The organism is Hymenobacter coccineus (assembly GCF_001816125.1).
In the GTDB taxonomy this organism is placed as follows: domain Bacteria; phylum Bacteroidota; class Bacteroidia; order Cytophagales; family Hymenobacteraceae; genus Hymenobacter; species Hymenobacter coccineus.
Genome location: NZ_MDZA01000449.1, coordinates 1 through 20271 on the forward strand (window position 1 = coordinate 1; position 20271 = coordinate 20271).

21 protein-coding genes are annotated in these 20271 nt (G+C 61.8%); 12 read left to right on the forward strand and 9 right to left on the reverse strand.

Annotated features, from left to right (window positions below; genetic code table 11):
- Window positions 1–288 (reverse strand): FAD-dependent oxidoreductase (locus tag BEN49_RS24015; protein ID WP_239692086.1); only part of this gene is annotated, 288 nt, incomplete at its 3' end.
- 142 nt (window positions 289–430) lie between these two features.
- Here BEN49_RS24015 and BEN49_RS27360 point away from each other — a divergent pair.
- A complete protein-coding gene (locus BEN49_RS27360; protein ID WP_125917199.1) occupies window positions 431–928 on the forward strand; it encodes a hypothetical protein in 498 nt (165 codons plus the stop codon).
- A gap of 361 nt (window positions 929–1289) precedes the next feature.
- On the opposite strand, the gene mtgA is transcribed toward BEN49_RS27360, so the two are convergent.
- Window positions 1290–2060: a monofunctional biosynthetic peptidoglycan transglycosylase gene (gene mtgA / locus BEN49_RS24020; protein ID WP_070747361.1), complete on the reverse strand. Its 771-nt coding sequence runs from the start codon at window positions 2058–2060 to the stop codon at window positions 1290–1292.
- Window positions 2061–2433: 373 nt separating this feature from the next.
- On the opposite strand from mtgA, the gene BEN49_RS29965 reads away from it, so the two are divergent.
- Window positions 2434–2838 (forward strand): hypothetical protein, encoded by a 405-nt coding sequence (locus BEN49_RS29965; protein WP_239692087.1) that lies wholly within the window; start codon window positions 2434–2436, stop codon window positions 2836–2838.
- Window positions 2802–4997, forward strand: a complete 2196-nt coding sequence (locus BEN49_RS24025; RefSeq protein ID WP_239692088.1) for a M1 family aminopeptidase — start codon at window positions 2802–2804, stop codon at window positions 4995–4997. The genes BEN49_RS29965 and BEN49_RS24025 overlap by 37 nt, the downstream gene beginning before the upstream one ends.
- 164 nt (window positions 4998–5161) lie before the next feature.
- Here the strand turns inward: BEN49_RS24025 and BEN49_RS24030 are convergent, their stop codons facing one another.
- On the reverse strand, window positions 5162–6055 hold the full coding sequence (locus tag BEN49_RS24030; protein ID WP_070747363.1) for a LysR substrate-binding domain-containing protein: 894 nt from the start codon (window positions 6053–6055) through the stop codon (window positions 5162–5164).
- A gap of 297 nt (window positions 6056–6352) precedes the next feature.
- On the opposite strand from BEN49_RS24030, the gene hppD reads away from it, so the two are divergent.
- The 4 genes from hppD (at window position 6353) to BEN49_RS24050 (ending at window position 10958) form a co-directional block, all read left to right on the forward strand.
- Window positions 6353–7483 (forward strand): 4-hydroxyphenylpyruvate dioxygenase, encoded by a 1131-nt coding sequence (gene hppD / locus BEN49_RS24035; RefSeq protein WP_070747365.1) that lies wholly within the window; start codon window positions 6353–6355, stop codon window positions 7481–7483.
- 205 nt (window positions 7484–7688) lie between these two features.
- Window positions 7689–8855 carry a homogentisate 1,2-dioxygenase gene (locus BEN49_RS24040; protein ID WP_070747367.1) on the forward strand — a complete coding sequence of 389 codons (1167 nt, stop codon included), beginning with the start codon at window positions 7689–7691 and terminating at the stop codon, window positions 8853–8855.
- A gap of 145 nt (window positions 8856–9000) precedes the next feature.
- Window positions 9001–10230 (forward strand): Glu/Leu/Phe/Val dehydrogenase dimerization domain-containing protein, encoded by a 1230-nt coding sequence (locus BEN49_RS24045; protein ID WP_070747369.1) that lies wholly within the window; start codon window positions 9001–9003, stop codon window positions 10228–10230.
- Between the two features lie 95 nt (window positions 10231–10325).
- Window positions 10326–10958, forward strand: coding sequence for an LON peptidase substrate-binding domain-containing protein (locus BEN49_RS24050; protein WP_070747371.1), 633 nt, complete (start codon window positions 10326–10328; stop codon window positions 10956–10958).
- A 222-nt stretch (window positions 10959–11180) separates the two neighbouring features.
- Here BEN49_RS24050 and BEN49_RS24055 read toward each other — a convergent pair whose 3' ends face one another.
- A complete protein-coding gene (locus BEN49_RS24055) occupies window positions 11181–11996 on the reverse strand; it encodes a M48 family metalloprotease (RefSeq protein WP_070747373.1) in 816 nt (271 codons plus the stop codon).
- Window positions 11997–12152: 156 nt separating this feature from the next.
- Here BEN49_RS24055 and BEN49_RS24060 point away from each other — a divergent pair, with 156 nt between their 5' ends.
- A complete protein-coding gene (locus BEN49_RS24060) occupies window positions 12153–12581 on the forward strand; it encodes a hypothetical protein (RefSeq protein ID WP_070747375.1) in 429 nt (142 codons plus the stop codon).
- A 102-nt stretch (window positions 12582–12683) separates the two neighbouring features.
- On the opposite strand, the gene BEN49_RS24065 is transcribed toward BEN49_RS24060, so the two are convergent.
- Both BEN49_RS24065 and BEN49_RS24070 read right to left on the reverse strand, forming a co-directional pair.
- Entirely contained in the window at window positions 12684–13088 is a 405-nt protein-coding gene (locus tag BEN49_RS24065; RefSeq protein WP_070747377.1) for a hypothetical protein, read from the reverse strand.
- A gap of 256 nt (window positions 13089–13344) precedes the next feature.
- Complete coding sequence (locus tag BEN49_RS24070; protein WP_158023070.1) at window positions 13345–13752, reverse strand: DUF4199 family protein; 408 nt, start codon at window positions 13750–13752, stop codon at window positions 13345–13347.
- 279 nt (window positions 13753–14031) lie between these two features.
- On the opposite strand from BEN49_RS24070, the gene BEN49_RS24075 reads away from it, so the two are divergent.
- Together BEN49_RS24075 and BEN49_RS24080 are read left to right on the forward strand one after the other, a co-directional pair.
- Window positions 14032–15654 carry an ABC-F family ATP-binding cassette domain-containing protein gene (locus BEN49_RS24075; protein ID WP_070747392.1) on the forward strand — a complete coding sequence of 541 codons (1623 nt, stop codon included), beginning with the start codon at window positions 14032–14034 and terminating at the stop codon, window positions 15652–15654.
- A 96-nt stretch (window positions 15655–15750) separates the two neighbouring features.
- Window positions 15751–16581 carry a hypothetical protein gene (locus BEN49_RS24080; protein WP_070747381.1) on the forward strand — a complete coding sequence of 277 codons (831 nt, stop codon included), beginning with the start codon at window positions 15751–15753 and terminating at the stop codon, window positions 16579–16581.
- A gap of 82 nt (window positions 16582–16663) precedes the next feature.
- Here the strand turns inward: BEN49_RS24080 and BEN49_RS27365 are convergent, their stop codons facing one another.
- Window positions 16664–16834, reverse strand: a complete 171-nt coding sequence (locus tag BEN49_RS27365; protein ID WP_125917203.1) for a lmo0937 family membrane protein — start codon at window positions 16832–16834, stop codon at window positions 16664–16666.
- A 181-nt stretch (window positions 16835–17015) separates the two neighbouring features.
- On the opposite strand from BEN49_RS27365, the gene BEN49_RS24085 reads away from it, so the two are divergent.
- Window positions 17016–17903, forward strand: a complete 888-nt coding sequence (locus BEN49_RS24085; RefSeq protein ID WP_070747383.1) for a 3-hydroxyacyl-CoA dehydrogenase family protein — start codon at window positions 17016–17018, stop codon at window positions 17901–17903.
- Between the two features lie 176 nt (window positions 17904–18079).
- Window positions 18080–18622, forward strand: a complete 543-nt coding sequence (msrA, locus tag BEN49_RS24090) for a peptide-methionine (S)-S-oxide reductase MsrA (RefSeq protein WP_070747385.1) — start codon at window positions 18080–18082, stop codon at window positions 18620–18622.
- Between the two features lie 36 nt (window positions 18623–18658).
- Here msrA and BEN49_RS24095 read toward each other — a convergent pair whose 3' ends face one another.
- Window positions 18659–19204: a hypothetical protein gene (locus BEN49_RS24095; protein WP_125917205.1), complete on the reverse strand. Its 546-nt coding sequence runs from the start codon at window positions 19202–19204 to the stop codon at window positions 18659–18661.
- Window positions 19205–19213: 9 nt separating this feature from the next.
- Window positions 19214–20050: a 2,3,4,5-tetrahydropyridine-2,6-dicarboxylate N-succinyltransferase gene (locus BEN49_RS24100; RefSeq protein ID WP_070747390.1), complete on the reverse strand. Its 837-nt coding sequence runs from the start codon at window positions 20048–20050 to the stop codon at window positions 19214–19216.
- Between the last annotated feature and the right edge of the window lie 221 nt (window positions 20051–20271).

Genomic DNA, 20271 nt, shown 5'->3' on the forward strand with positions numbered 1-20271 from the left:
GCCCCGGCGCTGGGGCTGCACGAAGGGCTGGGTCGCCAGCTCGGCCAGCAGCCGCATCAGGTACGGGTGGTGCGACCAGCCCCAGGTGGCGCCCAAGTCGAGGTGCTCGTCGGCGGGGGCCCCGGGCAGCGCCGGCACGGCGAGGGTGCGGCCGCCCACCCGGTCGCGGGCTTCGAACACCAGCACGGGCTGCCCCGCCGCCGTAAGGGCCCGGGCCGCTGTGAGGCCTGAGAGGCCGGCGCCAATGATGACTGGCGCGGATTCCGCCGGGTTAGAAGTAGGAGCCAACGGGAAATTTATAGGAATTTGTGGTCTGCTTGCGGGCAACCATAACTGGGCGGCTTTTGATTAGCAGTGGGGCCCCAGGGTTGGTTGCGCGGGCTATTTAGCGGCAGGTTTGATGGGCAGCGAGAGTATATATTGCTGGTCTATGAGAATTATTTACCTAATCATCACCCTATTTTTTTCTGCTTCAACTGCATTCGGTCAATTGCCTGAAAAGTGGGGAGCGCCAACAAAGAATTCATTTGAGGGAGCAGATAGAATCGTGTTGTATGTTCCTGATAATGCTAACACTGCTATTCGGGTATTCAGCAATTTAATCCAATCCCAAGGATTTAAGCTTGACTACCAAGGAAAAGAAGGCATCACTACTGACTTTCACTTACTCGCCAAGTCATTATCGTCGCCCAAAAACATGATGATAAGCATTACGGCGATTGTATCGCAGGACACCCCCACTATTCTTACGTTAAGCGGCTACACTATGAAAGATTCTCATAAGTTTAGAAATAAAAAAAGCCGTGCGGAAGCGTGCGTTTTTGTTGGTTCTGTAAATCAACTGCCTAAAGCAGGGTTTCAAGCTTTAATTGCACTAGCAAGTACATATCCTCAAGGCAGGGTAATGTATTTGGAACGCAAATTTTGAATGCGATAACTGCTCCCTCCCCTCACTCCCGCTACGTAGGCGGTGCATGTTGCGCGTGAATTCTAAGTTCTACTGTTGAAAGACGGGTCCATTGGATGAGTTGCAAGGAATGCAAACCCAAGAATAACCGTCAATAAACCTAAGCCGATAAGCAACGTAACGCTTAGTAGTAGCCTCTGCCAGATTACTAATTTCTGCTTTTTAACCACCCGGTAGAATAGCAACAGACTGGCAGTTATATATATGCTAACTGGTACTATTACGGTTAATAAAATCGAGCAGAAGAGGCTTCCCATGTCATTGTATCGATTTAAGGAACTGGTTATTGGGGCCCCCAAATAAGCATTACTTCCTAAAATCCTCACTCCCCCGTAATCTCCGCCACGTAGGCGGTGCCGCCCAGGCGGCGCATGTTGCGCAGCACCCGCAGTTGCTTGGCGCGGGCCACGGGGCCGGGGTCGGAGGCGCGGAAGCGGAGCGGGTTGGGCAGCACGCCGGCCAGCAGGGCGGCTTCGGGGGCGGTGAGGCGGTCGGCCGATTTGTGGAAGTACCGCTCGCTGGCCGCCTCCACGCCGAAGGTGCAGTCGCCCATTTCGGCCACGCTCAGGTACATTTCCATGATGCGGCGCTTGCTCCACAGCGTTTCGATGAGCACCGTGAAGTAGGCCTCGGCGGCCTTGCGCACGTAGCTGCGGCCCTGCCAGAGGAACACGTTTTTGGCCACCTGCTGCGAGATGGTGCTGCCGCCCACGATGTGCTTGCCGTCGCCGTTCCAGTTGCGCTTGGCAGCGTGCATCATGGCATCCACGTCGAAGCCGTGGTGCAGCAGAAACCGCTGATCCTCGGCCGCTACCAGGGCCAGGGGCACCGTGGGCGCTACCTCATCCAGGGTGCGGAAGCGGTAGCGGATGTGGCGCGCGCCCTCCCCCTGGATGCCGTAGTAGCCCAGGCCCACCGGCGCGTGGGCCCGGCGGTCAAGCATGAGCCAAGTAGCCGGTGGGGCCACCCAGCGGTACACCAGCACCCACGCCACCGACGCCAGAAACAGCGCCGCCCCCACTTGCAAAGCCAGCCGGGTGGCTTGGCGGAGGTAATAAATTGATTTTTGGCGAGCAGAGGAAACGGGTGGCATGCGGGCAAAAGTACGCCTAGGGCGCGGGCTGCCGGCTTTTCGCCGGCTGCACGCTAATCGTTGTGGCGGGCCAGGGGCAGCTGGGGCCCCGGGCAGCGGCTCTTGCAGAAGCTGTCTGAGTCAATGAGAACGGTCATGCTGAGCGCAGCCGAAGCCTCTCTCCCGCAGCAGTAATCAGTGATTAGTCAGCGGGAGAGAGGCTTCGGCTGCGCTCGGCATGACCGCTTAAAAAGCTTTTTGGTTGACTCAAATAGTTCTTAACCAACGCAACGATTACCGGGCAGCCGGCGAAAAAGCCGGCAGCCCGGACCAGGCCGCCCCTTGCATGACCGGCCGCTTGGCTGGATGCACTTTTTGCCGCGAGCTTTGCCCCATGACGCTTCTCCGTTCCTTCGCTTTCCTCCTACTGCCCCTGGGGGCCCTGGCCCAGGGCCCCGCCGCGCCGGCCGCGCCCGTGCAAACCGGCGTGTCGGCGGCGCTGGCGGCGCAGCGGGCACAGGCGCTGCGGCGCGTGGCCTACACCCTGGATTTTGTGCTGCCCGGGGCCCCCACGCAACCCGTGGTTGGCCTCGAAACTGTGCGCTTCGAGCTGCGCGGCCCCACCGATTCGCTGGCGCTCGACTTTAAGGCGCCCGCTGGGGCGGTGCAGCGCCTAGCGGTGAACGGCAAAGTGGTGCCGCCTGTGCAGCGGCGCGAGCACGTGCTCATTGCGCCCGGCTACCTGCGCGGGGCCCCAACGCGGTGGAAATCAGCTTCACGGCCGGCAGCCGGTCGCTGAACCGCAACCCCGAATTTGCCTACACGCTGCTCGTGCCCGACCGCGCGCGCACCGTGTTTCCGTGCTTCGACCAGCCCGACGTGAAGGCCACGTTTGCCCTCACCCTCACGCTGCCCGCGGCTTGGCGGGCGGTGGCCAACGGGCCCCTGGCCGACTCCACGCGCGCCGCTGCCGCCGGCACCAAAACGTACCGCTTCGCCCCGTCTGACACCCTGAGCACCTACCTGTTTGCCTTCGCAGCGGGCAAATTTCACACCCTGGCCAAAGAGATGGATGGACGGCCGATGCGCTTCTACTACCGCGAAACCGACACCGCCAAGCTCGGCCGCAGCCTGGGGCCCATCTTTGATATTCAGACCGGGGCCCTAAAGTTTTTGCAGGACTACACGCAGCGGCCGTACCCGTTCCAGAAGTTTGATTTTGTGGGCATCCCCGACTTCCAGTACGGCGGCATGGAGCACCCGGGCGTGATTGACTACAAGGCGGCGTCGCTGTTTCTGGACGGTGGGGCCACCCGCGAGCAGCTCAACGGCCGCGCCAACCTGCTGGCCCACGAAACGGCCCACATGTGGTTCGGCGACCTCGTGACCATGCGCTGGTTCGACGACGTGTGGACCAAGGAGGTGTTCGCCAACTTCATGGCCGACAAAATCAGCACCGTCACCCAGCCCGACGGCAACTTCGACCTCAAGTTCGTCACCGACCATTACCCCGCCGCCTACGCCGTGGACCGCACCGCCGGCGCCAACCCCATCCGCCAACCCCTGGACAACCTGCAGGCCGCGGGCTCGCTCTACGGCAACATCATCTACCACAAGGCGCCCATCATGATGCGCCAGCTGGAGCACCTGATGGGCCCCGACGCTTTCCGCGACGGCCTGCGCGAATACCTCAAGCGCTACGCCTACGGCAACGCCACCTGGCCCGACCTCATCCAAATCCTCGACGCCCGCACCCCCGCCGACCTCCAGGCCTGGAACAAGGTGTGGGTGAACGAGCCCGGCCGGCCCGTGTTCGATTACCAGCTGCGCACAGCCCGGGGCAAGATTAAGTCGTTCACCATCAGCCAAAAGGGCGAGGACGACAGCCGCCGCGCCTGGCCCCAGGCCTTCACCGTGGCGCTGGTGTACGCCGACCGCGTGGAGGAATTACCCGCCGATATGCGCGGAGCCCAGCTGCGCCTGCGCGCCGCCGAGGGCCGCCCCGCCCCGCAGTACGTGCTGCTCAACGCGTTGGGCGAAGGCTACGGCCTCTTCCCGCTGGATGCGCAAGCGCTGCCGCACCTGGGCGAGCTCAAAAACCCAGTGATGCGCGCCGCGGCCTACATCAATTTGAACGAGAACCTGTTGGCGGGCCAGGCCGGGGCCCCGGCGCAGGTGCTGGCCCTGCTGCGCCCGCTGTTGGCCCGCGAGCCCGAGGAGCTGAACCTGGGCCTGCTGCTCGACCAGGTGTCGAGCCTGTTTTGGCGCTTCACCCCGCCCGCCGAGCGCCCGGCCCTGGCCGCGTCGCTGGAGCCCGAGCTGTGGGCCGCCGTGCAGCAAATAGGCCCCCCAAACCTCAAGAAGCTGCTGTTCAAGGCCTACGCCGGCCTGGCCCTGAGCCGCGAAGCCCAGGACCGCCTCCACGAAATCTGGCAGGCCAAGCAGCCGCCCGCCGGCGTCGTCCTCACCGAAGACGACTACACCGACCTGGCCGCCGCCCTGGCCGTGCGCGCCTACCCCGGCTACGCGCAGATTTTGCAAACCCAGCTGGCCCGCATCCAAAACCCCGACCGCCGTCAGCGCCTGCAATACCTGCTGCCCTCGCTCTCGGACGACGTAGCGGTGCGTGACGCCTTTTTCGCCAGCTTATCCGACGCTAAAAACCGCGAAAAAGAAGCCTGGGTGGCCGCCGCCCTCGCCTACCTGCACCACCCGCTGCGGGTGGCGGCTTCCGAAAAATACTTGCCCCAAAGCCTGGCCTTGGCAGAAGAATTGCAGCGCACGGGCGATATTTTCTTCCCCCAAACCTGGCTGGCGGCCACGCTGCGCTGGTACCGAACGCCCACAGCCGCGGCCACGGTGCGGCATTTTTTGCAGGAAAGACCGGGGTATCCGGCACCGCTGCGGGCGAAGATTGAGCAATCGGCCGACAACCTCTACCGGGCCGCCAAGCTGTAGCTTGGAATCTGCGAGTCCGGGCGTTGAACGGTCTGTAGCGCGAACTTTGTAGTTCGCGTCGCTCGCTTCGTCCTGCCGGTTTCCGCTGAGCGATTCCGGGCAGCGACGCGAACTACAAAGTTCGCGCTACAGGAATACGGCGCTACCGTACTGAAACGTTGCGGCTACACCAGCGCCACCAAGGCTTGCAGCAGGGGACCTGGGCGGGCCGCGAGGTAGGCCACGCACTGCGTGAGCACCACCTCCGCTGCGCCGGCGGGCACGCGCAGCGGCCGCGCCACCACGCCCGGCACCCGCTCCAAATCGAAGAACGAGGGCACGAAGGCGATGCCAATGCCCAGGCTGACGAGGTTGCTGAGCAGCTCCAGCGACGACACTTCCTGCACGATGGCCCCGCGCCGGCTGAAACCGGCCTGCTGGCAGAGGTGCTCAATCTCGTCGTACACCGGGTGCAACGGGCGGCTGATTTCCACCCATTTCTCGTGCGCCAGGGCCCCCAGCGGCACCTCGGCCAGCCCCGCCAGCGGGTGGGCGGCGGGCAGGGCCACGGCCAGCCCGCCCTGGCCGAAGGGCCGGGCCGCCAGCTCGTCGTGCAGCAATGGCAGCAGCGTGAGGCCCAGGTCGATGGTTTCGGCCAGCAGCGCTTCCTGCACGGCCCGGAAGGTGGGCAGCTCGTGGAGGTGAAACTGCACGTCGGGGAAGTGCTGGGCGAAGCGCTGCACGATGCCCACCAAGCGGTCGGGGCGCAGCAGCTGGTAGTAGCCCAGCTCCACGGTTTTGTGCGGGGCCCCCACGCGGCGCACCGTTTCGATGGCCTCGCGGCTGAGGCGCAGCAGGCGCTGGGCGTCGGTAAGGAACACGGTGCCGGCCTCAGTGAGCACCACGCGGCGCTGGCGGGTGCGCTGCTGGTGGTCAAACAATTCGACGCCCAACTCGCGCTCCAGCAGCTGAATCTGCTGGCTCAGGGCCGGCTGCGACACGCACAGCCGCTCCGCCGCCCGACCGTAGTGCAGCGCGGTGGCTACTTCAGCAAAATACCGCAGCTGGCGAAGTTCCATATCCGCAAATCTCCATAAGAAATTCTTATTGGCGTCATAAGGAACCGATATTGGACTTGGGCCCTAACGAGTGTTAGTATTGCGTACTAGTAGCCAACTGTAATACTTCTAACCCGCTGTCATACTGATAAAGGAAGCATCTTCTCACGTTTGCTGTCGGCAGGCGTAAAAGCGCAAATGATGCCGCGGTGGGAAGATACTTCCTTCTTCAGCATGACAGGGGCCCACAATTATAACAGGGGCCCCATACGGTACGCCCCGCACCGTTCAAACCCGCCTCACTCCCACCCAAAATCCATGGAACCCCAAGTAGCCCAAGCCCTTCAGCAGCGCGCCACCACCGATTTCCTGCCCCTACTCGGCACCGACCACCTCGAGTTTTACGTGGGCAACGCCAAGCAGGCGGCCTACTACTACAAGGCCGCTTTTGGGTTCCAGACGGTAGCCTACGCGGGGCCCGAAACGGGCGTGCGCGACCGCGCCAGCTACGTGGTGCAGCAGGGCAAAATCCGGCTGGTGCTGACGACGGCCATGCACTCGGGCCATGAGATTTCAGAGCACGTGCGCCAGCACGGCGACGGCGTGAAAATCCTGGCCCTGCTAGTGGACGACGCCTACGCCAGCTACGAGAAAACCATGAGCCGCGGCGCCCGCAGCTACCAGGAGCCCCGCACCCTCACCGATGAGCACGGCGAGGTGCGCACGGCCGGCATCTACACCTACGGCGAAACGGTGCACCTTTTCGTGGAGCGCCGAAACTACCGGGGCCCCTTCATGCCGGGCTACGTGGCCCAGGAATCGAGCTTTAACCCCGCCCCCGCCGGCCTGCTGCACGTGGACCACTGCGTAGGCAATGTGGGCTGGAACCGCATGAACGAAACCGTAAAGTGGTACGAGGACGTGATGGGCTTCGCCAACATCCTAAGCTTTGACGACAAGCAGATTACGACCGAGTATTCGGCCCTGATGAGCAAGGTAATGAGCACCGGCAACGGCTACGTAAAATTCCCCATCAATGAGCCGGCCGAGGGCAAAAAGAAGTCGCAGATTGAGGAATACCTGAATTTCTACGAGGGCGAGGGCGTGCAGCACATCGCCGTGGCCACCGACGACATCATCGGCACGGTGCGCGAATTGAAAAGCCGCGGCGTGGAGTTCCTAAACACGCCCGACAGCTACTACGACAACCTGCGCGCCCACGTCGGCCAAATCGACGAGGATGTGGAGGCCCTGAGGGCCCTGCGCATCATGGCCGACCGCGACGAGGAAGGTTATTTATTGCAAATTTTCACCAAGCCGGTGGAGGACCGCCCCACGGTGTTCTTCGAAATTATCCAGCGCAAAGGCGCCAAAAGCTTCGGTGCCGGCAACTTCAAGGCCCTGTTCGAGAGCCTGGAACGCGAGCAGGACCGCCGGGGCAATTTGTAAGAATTGGTGGTTTCAGCGCGATAAAAAGGCCGTCATGCTGAGCGCAGCGGAGCGAAGTCGAAGCATCTTTCCCGCGGCGGTAATTATGATTTAGTGAAGCATTAGAGATGCTTCGACTCCGCTCCGCTGCGCTCAGCATGACGGCCTAGGGCCCCAAGCCTACTAATTGTTCACTGATAACTGCTCACTGTTAACTGACCATCCCATGCCCATCTACCACAAGCTTGGCCAGCTGCCGCACACGCGCCACACGGTGTTTGAGAAGCCGGAGGGCGGGCTCTATTACGAGCAGCTGTTCGGCACGATTGGCTTCGAAGGCACGTCGTCGCTGATGTACCACCTGCGCCGGCCCACGATGGTGAAGGAAGTGCTGGGCGAAGTGGACTTAACCCCCAAGATTGCGGTTGAGAAGAACATTAAAGCACGCCTGCTCAAGGGGTTCCAGGTATCGCCACAGGACGATTATTTAGGGGCCCGGACGCCGGTACTGGTGAACGGCGACGTGCACGTTTCGCTGGCCGCGCCGCGCCAGTCGCTGAGGGATTATTTCTACAAAAACGCCGATGCCGACGAGCTGCTATTCATTCACCGGGGCCCCGGCACGCTGCGCACGCAACTGGGCAACATCCGCTTCGAGCCGGGCGACTATTTATTAATTCCGCGCGGAATTATTTACCAGATTGCATTTGATTCGGAGGACAACCGGCTATTAATTACCGAGTCGTTCCACCCGATTTATACGCCCAAGCGCTACCGCAACCACTTCGGCCAGCTGCTGGAGCACGCGCCCTACGCGGAGCGCGACTACAAGCTGCCTGGGGCTCTGGAAACGCACGACGAGGTGGGCGACTTCGTGGTGAAAATTAAGAAGCAGGGTGTGCTGCACGAGCTGCTGTACCCGTCGCACCCGTTCGATGTGGTGGGTTGGGATGGCTACAATTACCCCTACGGGATGAACATCCGGGACTTCCAACCCATTACCGGCAAGGTGCACCAGCCGCCGCCCGTGCACCAGCAGTTCGAGACGAAGGCGTTTGTGGTGTGCTCGTTCGTGCCCCGGCTGTTCGATTACCACCCGCACGCCATTCCGGCGCCCTACCACCATTCTAACATCGACTCTGACGAGCTGATCTACTATATGGACGGCAACTTCATGTCGCGCAACAACATCGCGCCGGGCCACCTCACGCTGCACCCCGGCGGCATTCCGCACGGCCCCGCGCCGGGGGCCTACGAGCGCAGCATCGGCAAAACCGGCACCGACGAGTGGGCCGTGATGATTGACACCTTCCGGCCCCTGATGCTGACCGAAGCCGCCATGGCCTTGGACGACGGCGCCTACTACAAATCGTGGCTGGAACCCAACCTGTAGCGCCCCGGGCTGCCCGCTTTTTCGCGGGCTGCCCGGTAATTGCCCGAACCGCCGCCCGGGGCCCCACCCGATTGCCCAACGATTGCCAACGATTACTGGGTAGCCCGCGAAAAAGCGGGCAGCCCGGCCCCACTTCCCTTTTTTCATGAGAGAATTACTCGCTCAATTTGAGCAGAAGCGCCCCGAAATCGTTTTTGAATGGCAAGACCCCGAAACCGAAGCCGAAGGTTGGGTCGTGATTAATTCGGTCCGGGGCGGGGCGGCCGGCGGCGGCACCCCCATGCGCAAAGGCCTGGATAAGCGCGAAGTAGAGAGCTTGGCCAAGACGATGGAAGTGAAATTCACCGTCTCGGGGCCCGCTATCGGCGGGGCCAAGTCGGGCATCAACTTCGACCCGCAAGACCCCCGCAAGCGCGGCGTACTGGAGCGCTGGTACAAGGCCGTCATTCCCTTACTGAAAGCCTACTACGGCACCGGCGGCGACCTGAACGTGGACGAAATCCACGAAATCATCCCCCTCACCGAAGACTACGGCCTCTGGCACCCGCAGGAGGGCGTGGTGAACGGCCACTACCGCGCCACCGAGCCCCAAAAAATCCAGAAGCTCGGCCAGCTCCGCCAGGGCGTCGTCAAGGTGCTCGAAGACGCGGCCTATTCGCCCAGCCTGGCCCGCAAGTACACCGTGGCCGACCTCATCACCGGCTACGGCGTGGCCGAAGCCGTGCGCCACTACTACGCCCTGTGGCCCGGCACGGCGGTGGCTGGCAAGCGCGTCATCATCCAGGGCTGGGGCAATGTGGGCGCCGCGGCGGCCTACTACCTGGCCAGCCAGGGGGCCCTAATTGTGGGCATCATCGACCGGGCGGGTGGCCTGCTGCGACCCACGGGCTTGCCGCTGGAAGAAGTTAGGGCCCTGTTTTTGGGCCGCGACGGCAACGCGCTGCACGCACCCGACTTGCTGTCGTTTGAGGAAGTGAACCGGCAAATTTGGACGGCGGGGGCCGAAATCTTCGTGCCCGCCGCTGCCTCGCGGCTCGTTACGCAAGCACAAGTAGAAGCTTTGGTGGCCAGCGGCTTGGAGGTGATTTCGTGCGGGGCCAACGTGCCGTTTGCAGACCCGGCCATTTTCTTCGGCCCCACCGGCGAATGGGCCGACGCGCACTGCGCCGTCATCCCCGATTTCATCGCCAACTGCGGCATGGCCCGCGTGTTCGCCTACTTGATGGAAACCGGCGCCGAAATCACCGACCAGGCCATTTTCCAAGACGTGTCGCGCATCATCGAGGCGGCCCTGGCCCGCACCCACCGGCAGAGCAGTGCGCCCACCGGCCTGGCCCAGCGCTCGTTCGAGATGGCGCTGCGGCAGCTGGTGTAGGGCCCCGGGGCCGAACAAAGCGCGGCGGTACGGCGTTGTCGCCGGGCTGGCGTATTATTGGGAACTGCCCCGCTGGCCTGGCTTATTTCCGTTTTATGCGCTCCATTCCACTTTTCCCCCTCAACCTCGTCGTTTTCCCGGGCGAAAAATTGAACCTGCACATCTTTGAGCCCCGCTACCGCCAGCTGGTGCGCGACTGCCTGGAGAACGACATTTCGTTCGGCATCCCGCCTTTTCTCGACAACCAGCTCAGCGAATTGGGCACCGAGATGCGCTTGGTGAACGTGGAAAAATCGTACGCCAACGGTGAGCTGGACATCCGCAGCCGCGCCGTGGGCGTGTTCCGGCTGCGCAAATTCGAGCGGCAGGCCCCAGGCAAGCTCTACGCCGGCGGCCAAATTGAGGACATTGTACAGGACGAGGAATCCGACCCGTTGCTGCGCCAGGTCATCACGGCGCAGGTCCGCCAGCTCTACGAGGCCCTGGGCCTGAAGAAGCTGCTCCTGGAGCTGGCCCCCGACTACCGCATATTCGACATTGCCCACCACGTGGGCTTCAGCACCGAGCAGGAGTACCAACTCCTGGCCACCACCAGCGAAACCGAGCGCCAGCACCTGGTGCGCGAGCACCTCGACCGTACCCTGCCTGTGGTGCTCGAAACCGAGCGCCTCAAGGAGCGCGTGCGCCTGAACGGCCACTTCAAGGAACTGATTCCGCCTAACTTTTAATCGCAGGATTGATTATTTCTGAACCGCAGATTAAGTGGATTTAACGGATAAGAACGAATTTCTAAGGCCTCCTATCTGTAATCAGAAAGGCCACTCGTCGAGTGGCCTTTCTGTTGGGATTTGGAGACGCCAGCCAAGGCCCTAAAAACTCCTACTACCGGATATTTAAAGGCTATTGGAATCCGTTCTTATCCGTTAAATCTGCATAATCTGCGGTTCAGGCTACTGCTTCAGCCCCGTGGGTACGCCCTGGGGAAATTCCTGGCCAATCTCCTGCTGCAAGCGGCCGATGCGGTTGCTGGGGTTGGGGTGAGTGCTGAGGAATTCGGGTTGACCGCCGCTACCGCCCTTGCTGGCGAGCATTTCCATCACCTTAATCATGGCGCGGGGGTCGTAGCCGGCTTTGGGGGTGAGCTGCACGGCCAGGTCATCGGCTTGCAGCTCGTCTTCGCGGCTGAAGTTTAGGCCCACCACTTTCACGATGGCGGCGGCCACGGCGGCACTGGCCACTGAGCGGCCGGGATTTTGGGGGTCGTAGCTGGCGATGGTGGCGGCCCCGGCCAAGCCCTGGGTGAGGTTGGACTTGGCCACCTGCTGGGCCGAGTGGCGGGCAATGACGTGCCCCACTTCGTGGGCCAGCACGCCGGCCAACTGGCCTTCCGAGGTCAGGTTTTTCAGCAGGCCCTGGGTGATGAACACTTGGCCACCGGGCAGCGCAAAGGCGTTGATGGTCTGATCATCGGCCAGCAGGTGGAACTGGAATTTGTAGGGCGACTGGCCGGCCTTGGTTTGGCTGATGAGGCGCTGGCCGACAGCCTGCACGGCTTGCACGGCCTGGGCGTTGGTGCTCTCGCCGCCGTACTGCTGCTCCATGCTGGGGGCGGCCTGCAAGCCCAGGGCAATTTCTTGGTCGGGCGTCATGCCGCCCACGTGCTGGGTTTCGCCAGTCACCTCGTTTTTCGACGTGTTGAAATAGTAACCCAGCAGCGTGACGGCGGCCACGATGAGGCCGATAATAAAGCGTAAGTTGAGGCGCATGGCCGGGAAGGAAAAAGTGAGCAAACCGGCGGCAAACCTTGCCGCCGGGCCTTTTAACGCGCATTCAGCCGCGGGGTTATATAGGGGCCCGGCGATGCTGCCGCGGGTTCGCGGCGGCGGGGCCACCTTTGCAGCGGTTTCCCGTGTTCTTCCGCCATGCGCTTCCCCCCAGCAGACTCCTTTTTTCTCCGCCTTGCCCGCCGGGTGGGGCCCCTGGCCGCCGGGTTGGCCCTGGCCGGCTGCGGCCACGCCCTGCCCCCACTCCCGGGCTTCGCGCCAGCTACTTGGCGTGCGGACACTTACGGCTGCCAGGGCCGCCGGCTGGCGCTATTGCCCAACTTGCTGAAAGCGCGCGAAAAGCTGTACCTCACCCGCGCCGACGACATCAATGCCTTGCTCGGCCAGCCCGACGAGGAAGAACTGCGCGAGGGCACCGAGAAGGTGTACATCTACTACCTCGTGCCGGGGCCCCAGTGCGAGCCCGGCCACCGCCGCTCGGCGGCCCCGTGCCTGCGCCTGCACTTCGGCCCGCTGGGCACCGTCACCGAAATCCTGGTCGACCCCACCGCGAAAATGGCCCAGTGAGAAGCCCACACAGTTTCCACACAACCTCGGTAGCACTGGCGCACAAAAAAGGGGCCCGCTGAATAATCAACGGGCCCCTTTGTAGTTTTTCGCAGCCGTGGTTTAGCCGCGGCCGTTGCCTGTGTCGGTGGGCATGATGGGAAATCCTTTCTCTTGGTGCAGCTGGGCGAGCTGCGACGGGGAGAGGATGCGGCCGCACTCTTGGTCGTACTGGGCGTCGAGCTCGGACAGGCGCGTGGCGCGGCCGGGCTCGTTGGGTTTGAAGTAGGTGTTGATTTCATCGAGCTGGGCCACGCGGGTGCGGTTCACAGCAAACAGCTTCGTGTACTGGCCTTCGTTGAGGTGCAGGGTGTTGGCCATCTGCCGGGTGAGGGCCTTGGCTTCGGTGTTGAACACGGAAATGTTTGGTACGGCACGCTCGATGGAGGTGCGGTCAACGAACTGGGCACGCGCCGGCATGTAAGCCAGGGCAAACAACACAAACAGTACGGAGATCTTAACTTTCATAACGTAGTTTTTAGCAGAAACAGGAAGAGGCCAGCGGCGTTCCGTAGAAAATGAAAAATAAATATTCAGATTTTTAAAAAGTGCAATGTTTTATATAGGTCCCCGGAGCGAAGCATTCGGCTGCAATACGCTCAGCTGGCCCTTTTGCGTTCCATTTATTACGTGTTTTTTACAAATTTATTCAATAATACAAAAAAAAACCAGTTCCGTACAGAACTGGCTCTAAATCACTGAAAAGTGCAACGCGAATGTACCGTTAATCCTCGCTTTTCATGGGGTCGGGCGCATCCTTCTTGAAGTACTGCATGGCGATGAGCGACGTGATGACGCCCGTCATGCCGCCCATTAGAATGATGGCCAGAAACGCCAGCACCACCGACAGATCGAAGCCAAAAATATCGCGGGCGCGCGTCAGATCCATGGCGTGGGGTATTACCACGGTGAGCACAATGAATCCCAAGCCCAACACCACCGACGCCACCAGCGCCGTCACGATGCCCGTGCCGAAGCCCTCGAAGTAGCTCAACTGCCCGTTGGTGTCCTTGGAGCGGCGGGCAATGGCCAGCGTGGTGCCGCCCACCAGCATCAGCAGGTCGAGGCCGCCCGCTTCGATACGGTCAAAAAACCCGAGCAGGGCCGCTACGGTGGTATACGCAACGAGCACAACCCCGGTGAATATGCCCATGCTGAAAGTACTTTTTGGGGTGGTTGAAGGGGCCGTGGCCATAGAGAAGGGCGGGTAAGGTGAAGGAAAGTACCCTGCTATACTGCCTTTGCGGGCCGGAAGTTGGGCCCTGGGCCGGGTGGGCACCATTTAGGCGGCGGGGCGGTTCTGGAACGGCCCCGGGCGGCGCGGTTTCGGGCTGGGCCCGCCGTGCGTAAATTTGGGCCCCGGGGTCCCGGCCGGCCCCTTTCGTTTGTCATTCTCAACTTCCTGTTTTTCATGATTTCAACCTCCAACGTGAGCCTGCGCTACGGCAAGCGCGTACTGTTCGAAGACGTTACCGTTAAATTCCTGCCCGGCAACTGCTACGGCCTCATCGGGGCCAACGGCGCGGGCAAATCCACGTTCCTCAAAATCCTTTCCGGCGAGCTGGAGCCCAACACCGGCGCCGTGGAAATGCCCGCTGGCCAGCGCCTGGCGGTGCTGAAGCAGAACCAGTTTGCCTACGACGACCAGCAGGTGCTGCACACCGTCATCCAGGGCCACCAGCGCCTGTTCGCGGTGATGAGCGAGAAGGACGCCCTCTACGCCAAGGCCGACTTTTCGGACGCCGACGGCGAGCGGGCCGCGGTGCTCGAAGGCGAATTTGCCGACCTCGAGGGCTGGAACGCCGACTACGAAGCCGCCGAGCTGCTCAGCGGCCTGGGCATTACCGAAGACAAGCACTACAGCTTAATGTCGGACCTGGGCGCGAGCGAAAAAGTGCGCGTGCTGCTGGCCCAGGCCCTGTTTGGCAACCCCGACGTGCTGCTGCTCGACGAGCCGACCAACAACCTGGACACCGAGAGTGTGCTGTGGCTGGAAAACTTCCTCGACAGCTTCCAGAATACGGTGATTGTGGTGAGCCACGACCGCCACTTCCTCGACGCCGTGTGCAATTACATGGCCGACCTGGACTTCTCAAAGATTACCATGTACCCTGGCAATTACTCGTTCTGGTACGAGAGCAGCCAATTGGCCCTGCGCCAGCGCCAGGACGTGAACAAGAAAACCGAGGACAAGCGCAAGGAACTCGAAGAGTTTGTGCGCCGCTTCTCGGCCAACGCCTCGAAGAGCAAGCAGGCCACGAGCCGCCAGAAGCTGCTGCAAAAGCTAACCCTGGAGGAAATCAAGCCCTCGTCGCGCCGCTACCCGTACATCGCCTTCAAATCGGAGCGCGAGCCCGGTAACCAGTTGCTGACGGCCGAAAACTTGAGCGCTAAGGTGGACGGCAAGAACGTGTTCAAGAACGTGAACTTCTCGCTCGACAAGGGCGACAAGGTGGCCATCGTGGGCCGCGACGACCGCGCCGCCTCCCTCCTGTTCGACATTTTGTTCGGCGAGGCCACGCCCGCCACCGGCGACTACAAGTGGGGCACCACCATCACGCCCAGCTACTTCCCCAAGGAAAACAACGGCTTCTTCCAGTCGGGCGAGATGAACCTGGTGGACTGGCTGCGGCAGTACTCGGTGGAAAAGGACGAGAGCTTTGTGCGCGGCTGGCTGGGCCGGATGCTGTTCTCGGGCGAGGAATCGCAGAAGAAAAGCAACGTGCTGAGCGGCGGCGAGAAAGTGCGCTGCATGCTGAGCAAGATGATGCTGGAAAGCGGCAACGTGCTGGTGCTCGACGACCCAACGAACCACCTGGACCTGGAGAGCATCCAGGCCCTGAACAACGCCCTGCGCGACTACCCCGGCGCCATGCTCTTCGCCTCGCACGACTTGCAGTTCATCGACACGGTGGCCAACCGCATCATCGAGCTGACGCCCGACGGCATCATCGACCGGCGCATGAACTACGAGGAGTACCTGGCCGACGAAACGCTGAAAACCCAGCGCCAGAAGATGTACCACTTGGCCTAATCTTTACCGCGGCGGGTGGGCACGAAACGCGCCCACCCGCCGTTTAGGGCCCTGGCAGCCAACGATTTTCTGCGCTTTACTTCTCACGTTCCCTTCATGAAATATTCGCTGCTTGCGCTGCTCGCGCTCGGGCTCACCATCGGGCGCGCCCACGCCCAGGAACGCCCCGTGCTGGGGGCCCCACCGGTGGTGCTGCCCGCGCCCACGGCGCCCGCCCCACGCCCCCCGGCCCAGCCGGTGGACGCGACGCCCACGGCCCCCGAAATTCCCATTTACACGGCCCCCGGCACCCAGCCTGCGCAGCCCACCGTGCAGCCCGAGGCGCAGCCGCCCGTCACCATCGAGCCCAGCAGCAGCAGCCCCTCGGGCCTGGAGCTGCCCGGCCGCGAGCAGGCCCGCAAAGCCGCCCAGCAGCACGCCGAGCAGTACACCCGCTTCTTCATCTACAGCGGTTTCGGGCTGGGCTACAGCTCCTACGGGGGCATCAGCCAGTTCAGCGGCAGCCTCTCGCCGGCGCTCGGCATCCGCCTCACGGACCGCATCTCGGTGGGCCCCGGCCTCAGCTACTCCTACAACAACTACGGCTTTGGCAACTACTACGGCGGGGGCCCCACCACCCACATCAGCACCAACAACATTGGGGTGAAGGTATTCGGGCAAGTGCGCGTCATCAACCAGTTTTTTGTGCACGCCGAATACGAAACCACCCGCGCCCAGCTGCTGGAGCAGGACCCGAACGGCAACCTGACCGGCCGCACCGTGTCGCGCACCGTGCAGACGCCGCTGGCTGGCGTGGGCTACCGCTCGCAAATCAGCAACCGCGCAGCGGCCGACATTGTGATCCTCTACAACTTCCAGGATAACTACAGCAGCATTTATTCCAACCCGGTCATCCGGTTCAATTTCCTGTTCAACATCGGGAAGTAGGGCCCCGGCCGCGCACAAAAAAGCCCCTCAGCCGTGGCCGAGGGGCTTTTTTGTGATTTCCAGTTAAGTCTTTTGCGCCCAGCTATACCGCGTTGCGGCCGCTGATGACGCGGAACAGGATGGCAATGATGGCAATCACCAACAAGATGTGGATGAGGCCGTTGCCCTGGATGCCGGTGCCCATTACCCCAAAGAAGCCCAGGGCCCAGATGATGATGCAGATGACGGCGATGATGTACAGTAGGTTACCCATGGCGATGTGAAGATGAAGAAAGGTGAGGAGAAGTATTGTGGGCCTTGTACGGCAGATGTTTTTAAAAGGATATGAAGTTTTTTAAACATTTTGGCGGTTCAGCTTGTGGGGCCGCCATCGGGCCGGGCCAAAGGGGCGAAACGTAGCTTTGTGGCTTCCCTCCCATTTTCTTCTCTTTCTTATGAACATCGCCGTCATCGGCTCCGGCACCATGGGCAACGGCATTGCCCACGTATTCGCGCAGCACGGCTTCGCCGTGGCGCTCGTCGACGTCAGCCAGCCGGCCCTGGACAGGGCCCTGGGCACCATCGCCAAAAACCTCGACCGCCAGGTAGCCAAAGGGGCCCTGGCCGAGGCCGACAAGACCGCCACCCTGGGCCGCATCCGCTCCTGCACGACCATTGCCGAAGGCGTGGCCGACGCCGAACTGGTGGTGGAGGCCGCAACCGAAAACGTGGACCTCAAGCTCCAGATTTTCCGCGAGCTGGACCAGCACGCGCCCGCCGGGGCCCTTTTGGCCAGCAACACGTCGTCCATCTCCATCACCAAAATCGCGGCCGCCACCCGGCGTCCGGCCCAGGTGATTGGCATGCACTTCATGAACCCCGTGCCGGTGATGAAGCTCGTGGAGGTGATTCGCGGCTACGCCACCTCCGACGAGACCACGGCCCGCATCATGGACCTGGCGCAGCAGCTCGGCAAAACGCCCACCGCCGTGAACGACTACCCCGGCTTCGTGGCCAACCGCATCCTCATGCCGATGATCAACGAGGCCATCATCAGCCTGCACGAGGGCGTGGCCGGCGTGGAAGAGATTGACACGGTGATGAAGCTGGGCATGGCCCACCCCATGGGGCCCCTGCAACTGGCCGATTTCATCGGGCTCGACGTGTGCCTGGCCATCCTGCGGGTGCTGCACGAGGGCCTGGGCAACCCCAAGTACGCCCCCTGCCCGCTGCTGGTGAACATGGTAATGGCCGGCCGCCTCGGCGCCAAGTCGGGCGAAGGCTTCTACCAGTACACCGCCGGCTCGAAGGACCTGGTGGTGGCCCCCACCTTCGCCAAGTAGCCCGGCTGTGGCATGGACGCTGCGAGTCCACGCATCTGAACGGCCAGTTAGGGCCCTGGGAATCGGGCAGACGCGCGGCCTCGCAACGCCCACGCCACGACCGAACGCCGGGGCCCTAATTTGCGTTATGACACCAGCAGCGCGACTCATACAAAACCGCGCGCTTTTCCTGACCCATGACTGAACATGCATTATTTGGCGCCGGCTGTTTCTGGTGCGTCGAGGCCGTTTTCCAAAACCTTAAGGGCGTGGAGAAAGTGGTATCCGGCTACGCCGGGGGCCGCATCGCCAACCCGACCTATAAGGAAGTGTGCAGCGGCCTGACGGGCCACAACGAGGTGATTGACGTAGCCTTCGACCCGGCCGTCATCAGCTACAAAGAGCTGCTCGAAATCTTCTGGAAAACCCACGACCCGACCACCCTCAACCGCCAAGGCAACGACGTGGGCACTCAGTACCGCTCGGGCGTGTATTACCACAGCGACGAGCAGAAGCAACTCGCCGAAGGCTACAAGCAGAAGCTCAACGACGGCCACGCCTTCCCGAACCCCATTGTGACGGAGATTCTGCCGGCCCCCACCTTCTACCCCGCCGAGAACTACCACCAGAACTACTTCAACCTGCACGGCCACGAGCCCTACTGCCAGTTCGTAGCCAAGCCCAAAGTGGATAAGGTGAAAGCCCTGTTCGGCGAGAAGCTGAAAGAAGGCGTAGCGTAATTGCTGCTTCACGTTTTAAATAAAAAAGCCCGCTGGTTAGCGGGCTTTTTTGTTAGCCATCTCGGCTAGATCGGCTTCCATTATATTCAGCTTAGCTACGTACTCATCATAAAGATTCCACTGAGTTTCCTCTTTTGCAAGGTTGGCTAAATGGCGTTGCCGACGAAAAGCATTGGTTGCCATATTATATATCTCCTTATCGGCTTTACCGGCAATTTTAAACTGACCAAATACAGTAGCAATCACAGCTTGGTCAAGCACCTCATTTGAGCTTGAGTAGTGCTCAGTATACTTGATTGCTTCTATTTGGCCTTGTTCAACACAGTCAAGGTAAGCAGTATCAAAACCCCATGCTTTTATCAGATTGCGAAGCCAAGTGACGGATTTATCACCGGCTCTTCGCTCGCGGTACCATTCTTCTATGTTCCGCAATAAATCACTGCCTGTATCATTCCCGAAAGGAGCAAAATCGTCTCCCCCATCATAATAAAAGTCAGCTGTAGCGTGCTGCACAAAGAAAGGATGGCTCGTCTCACGAGCTAATCCATCACCTTCTAAATCATCAAAATAATATAAACTCATAACCTACTATTACACGCTCACCCCAAAGTCGCGCAGCGCGTCGTTCAGACTCGTTTTCAAATCCGTACTGGGCTTTCGCTGGCCGATGATGAGGGCGCAGGGCACTTGGTACTCGCCGGCGGGGAACTGCTTGGGGATGGAGCCGGGAATGACGACAGAGCGGGGCGGCACGTAGCCGCGGTATTCCTTGGGCTCGGGGCCCGTCACGTCGATGATTTTGGTGCTGCCGGTGATGGTGACGCCCGCGCCAATCACGGCTTCTTTGCCGATGCGGCAGCCTTCGACCAGGATGCTGCGCGAGCCGATGAAGGCACCGTCCTCGATGATGACGGGGGCCGCTTGCACGGGCTCGAGCACGCCGCCGAGGCCCACACCACCGCTCAGGTGCACGCCCTTGCCCACTTGGGCGCAGCTGCCCACAGTGGCCCAGGTGTCCACCATCGTGCCCTCGCCCACGTAGGCGCCGATGTTGGTGTAGCTGGGCATGAGGATGACGCCGGGGGCCAGGAACGCACCGTAGCGGGCCACGGCGGGCGGCACCACGCGCACCTGCTGGCCGGCGTAGTCGGTTTTGAGTTGCATTTTGTCGTGGTACTCGAAGGGGCCCACTTCCTGGGTGCTCATCTGGCGCAGGGGGAAGTAGAGGATGACGGCTTTCTTCACCCACTCGTTGATGGTCCACTCACCGCCGTCTTCGGCGGGCGGGGTGGCCACGCGCAGGCGGCCTTTGTCGAGCTCTTCGATGATGGCCTCGACGGCGGCTTTGGTGTCGGCGGTTTGGAGCAGGGCGCGGTCGGCCCAGGCTGCTTCGATGGTGGCTTGCGCAGCGGCGGAATCGAATGACATAAAAACGGAAAAAGTGAATCTGGGGCAAAACTACCATCTTTGGCTGCCGCCGCCGCGGGCTGGCGCCTCCTTTTTGCCTTGCTTGCCCATGCCGCCGCTCACCGTCTTGCTCGCCTCCGTCCTCAAGCCCGTCGACGAGCCGCGGATGACCGGCAAGTTTGCCGCCACGCTGCGGGAGCGGCCCGGCGTGGCGGTGCACGTGGCCCGGCCCAGGGGCCCCC

Bases quoted from the DNA above. Each gene is read 5' to 3' on its own strand.
- BEN49_RS27360 (WP_125917199.1), top strand. From the start codon at position 431: ATGAGAATTATTTACCTAATCATCACCCTATTTTTTTCTGCTTCAACT.
- mtgA (WP_070747361.1), bottom strand. From the start codon at position 2,060: ATGCCACCCGTTTCCTCTGCTCGCCAAAAATCAATTTATTACCTCCGC.
- BEN49_RS29965 (WP_239692087.1), top strand. From the start codon at position 2,434: ATGACGCTTCTCCGTTCCTTCGCTTTCCTCCTACTGCCCCTGGGGGCC.
- BEN49_RS24030 (WP_070747363.1), bottom strand. From the start codon at position 6,055: ATGGAACTTCGCCAGCTGCGGTATTTTGCTGAAGTAGCCACCGCGCTG.
- hppD (WP_070747365.1), top strand. From the start codon at position 6,353: ATGGAACCCCAAGTAGCCCAAGCCCTTCAGCAGCGCGCCACCACCGAT.
- BEN49_RS24040 (WP_070747367.1), top strand. From the start codon at position 7,689: ATGCCCATCTACCACAAGCTTGGCCAGCTGCCGCACACGCGCCACACG.
- BEN49_RS24045 (WP_070747369.1), top strand. From the start codon at position 9,001: ATGAGAGAATTACTCGCTCAATTTGAGCAGAAGCGCCCCGAAATCGTT.
- BEN49_RS24050 (WP_070747371.1), top strand. From the start codon at position 10,326: ATGCGCTCCATTCCACTTTTCCCCCTCAACCTCGTCGTTTTCCCGGGC.
- BEN49_RS24055 (WP_070747373.1), bottom strand. From the start codon at position 11,996: ATGCGCCTCAACTTACGCTTTATTATCGGCCTCATCGTGGCCGCCGTC.
- BEN49_RS24060 (WP_070747375.1), top strand. From the start codon at position 12,153: ATGCGCTTCCCCCCAGCAGACTCCTTTTTTCTCCGCCTTGCCCGCCGG.
- BEN49_RS24065 (WP_070747377.1), bottom strand. From the start codon at position 13,088: ATGAAAGTTAAGATCTCCGTACTGTTTGTGTTGTTTGCCCTGGCTTAC.
- BEN49_RS24075 (WP_070747392.1), top strand. From the start codon at position 14,032: ATGATTTCAACCTCCAACGTGAGCCTGCGCTACGGCAAGCGCGTACTG.
- BEN49_RS24080 (WP_070747381.1), top strand. From the start codon at position 15,751: ATGAAATATTCGCTGCTTGCGCTGCTCGCGCTCGGGCTCACCATCGGG.
- BEN49_RS27365 (WP_125917203.1), bottom strand. From the start codon at position 16,834: ATGGGTAACCTACTGTACATCATCGCCGTCATCTGCATCATCATCTGG.
- BEN49_RS24085 (WP_070747383.1), top strand. From the start codon at position 17,016: ATGAACATCGCCGTCATCGGCTCCGGCACCATGGGCAACGGCATTGCC.
- msrA (WP_070747385.1), top strand. From the start codon at position 18,080: ATGACTGAACATGCATTATTTGGCGCCGGCTGTTTCTGGTGCGTCGAG.
- BEN49_RS24095 (WP_125917205.1), bottom strand. From the start codon at position 19,204: ATGAGTTTATATTATTTTGATGATTTAGAAGGTGATGGATTAGCTCGT.
- BEN49_RS24100 (WP_070747390.1), bottom strand. From the start codon at position 20,050: ATGTCATTCGATTCCGCCGCTGCGCAAGCCACCATCGAAGCAGCCTGG.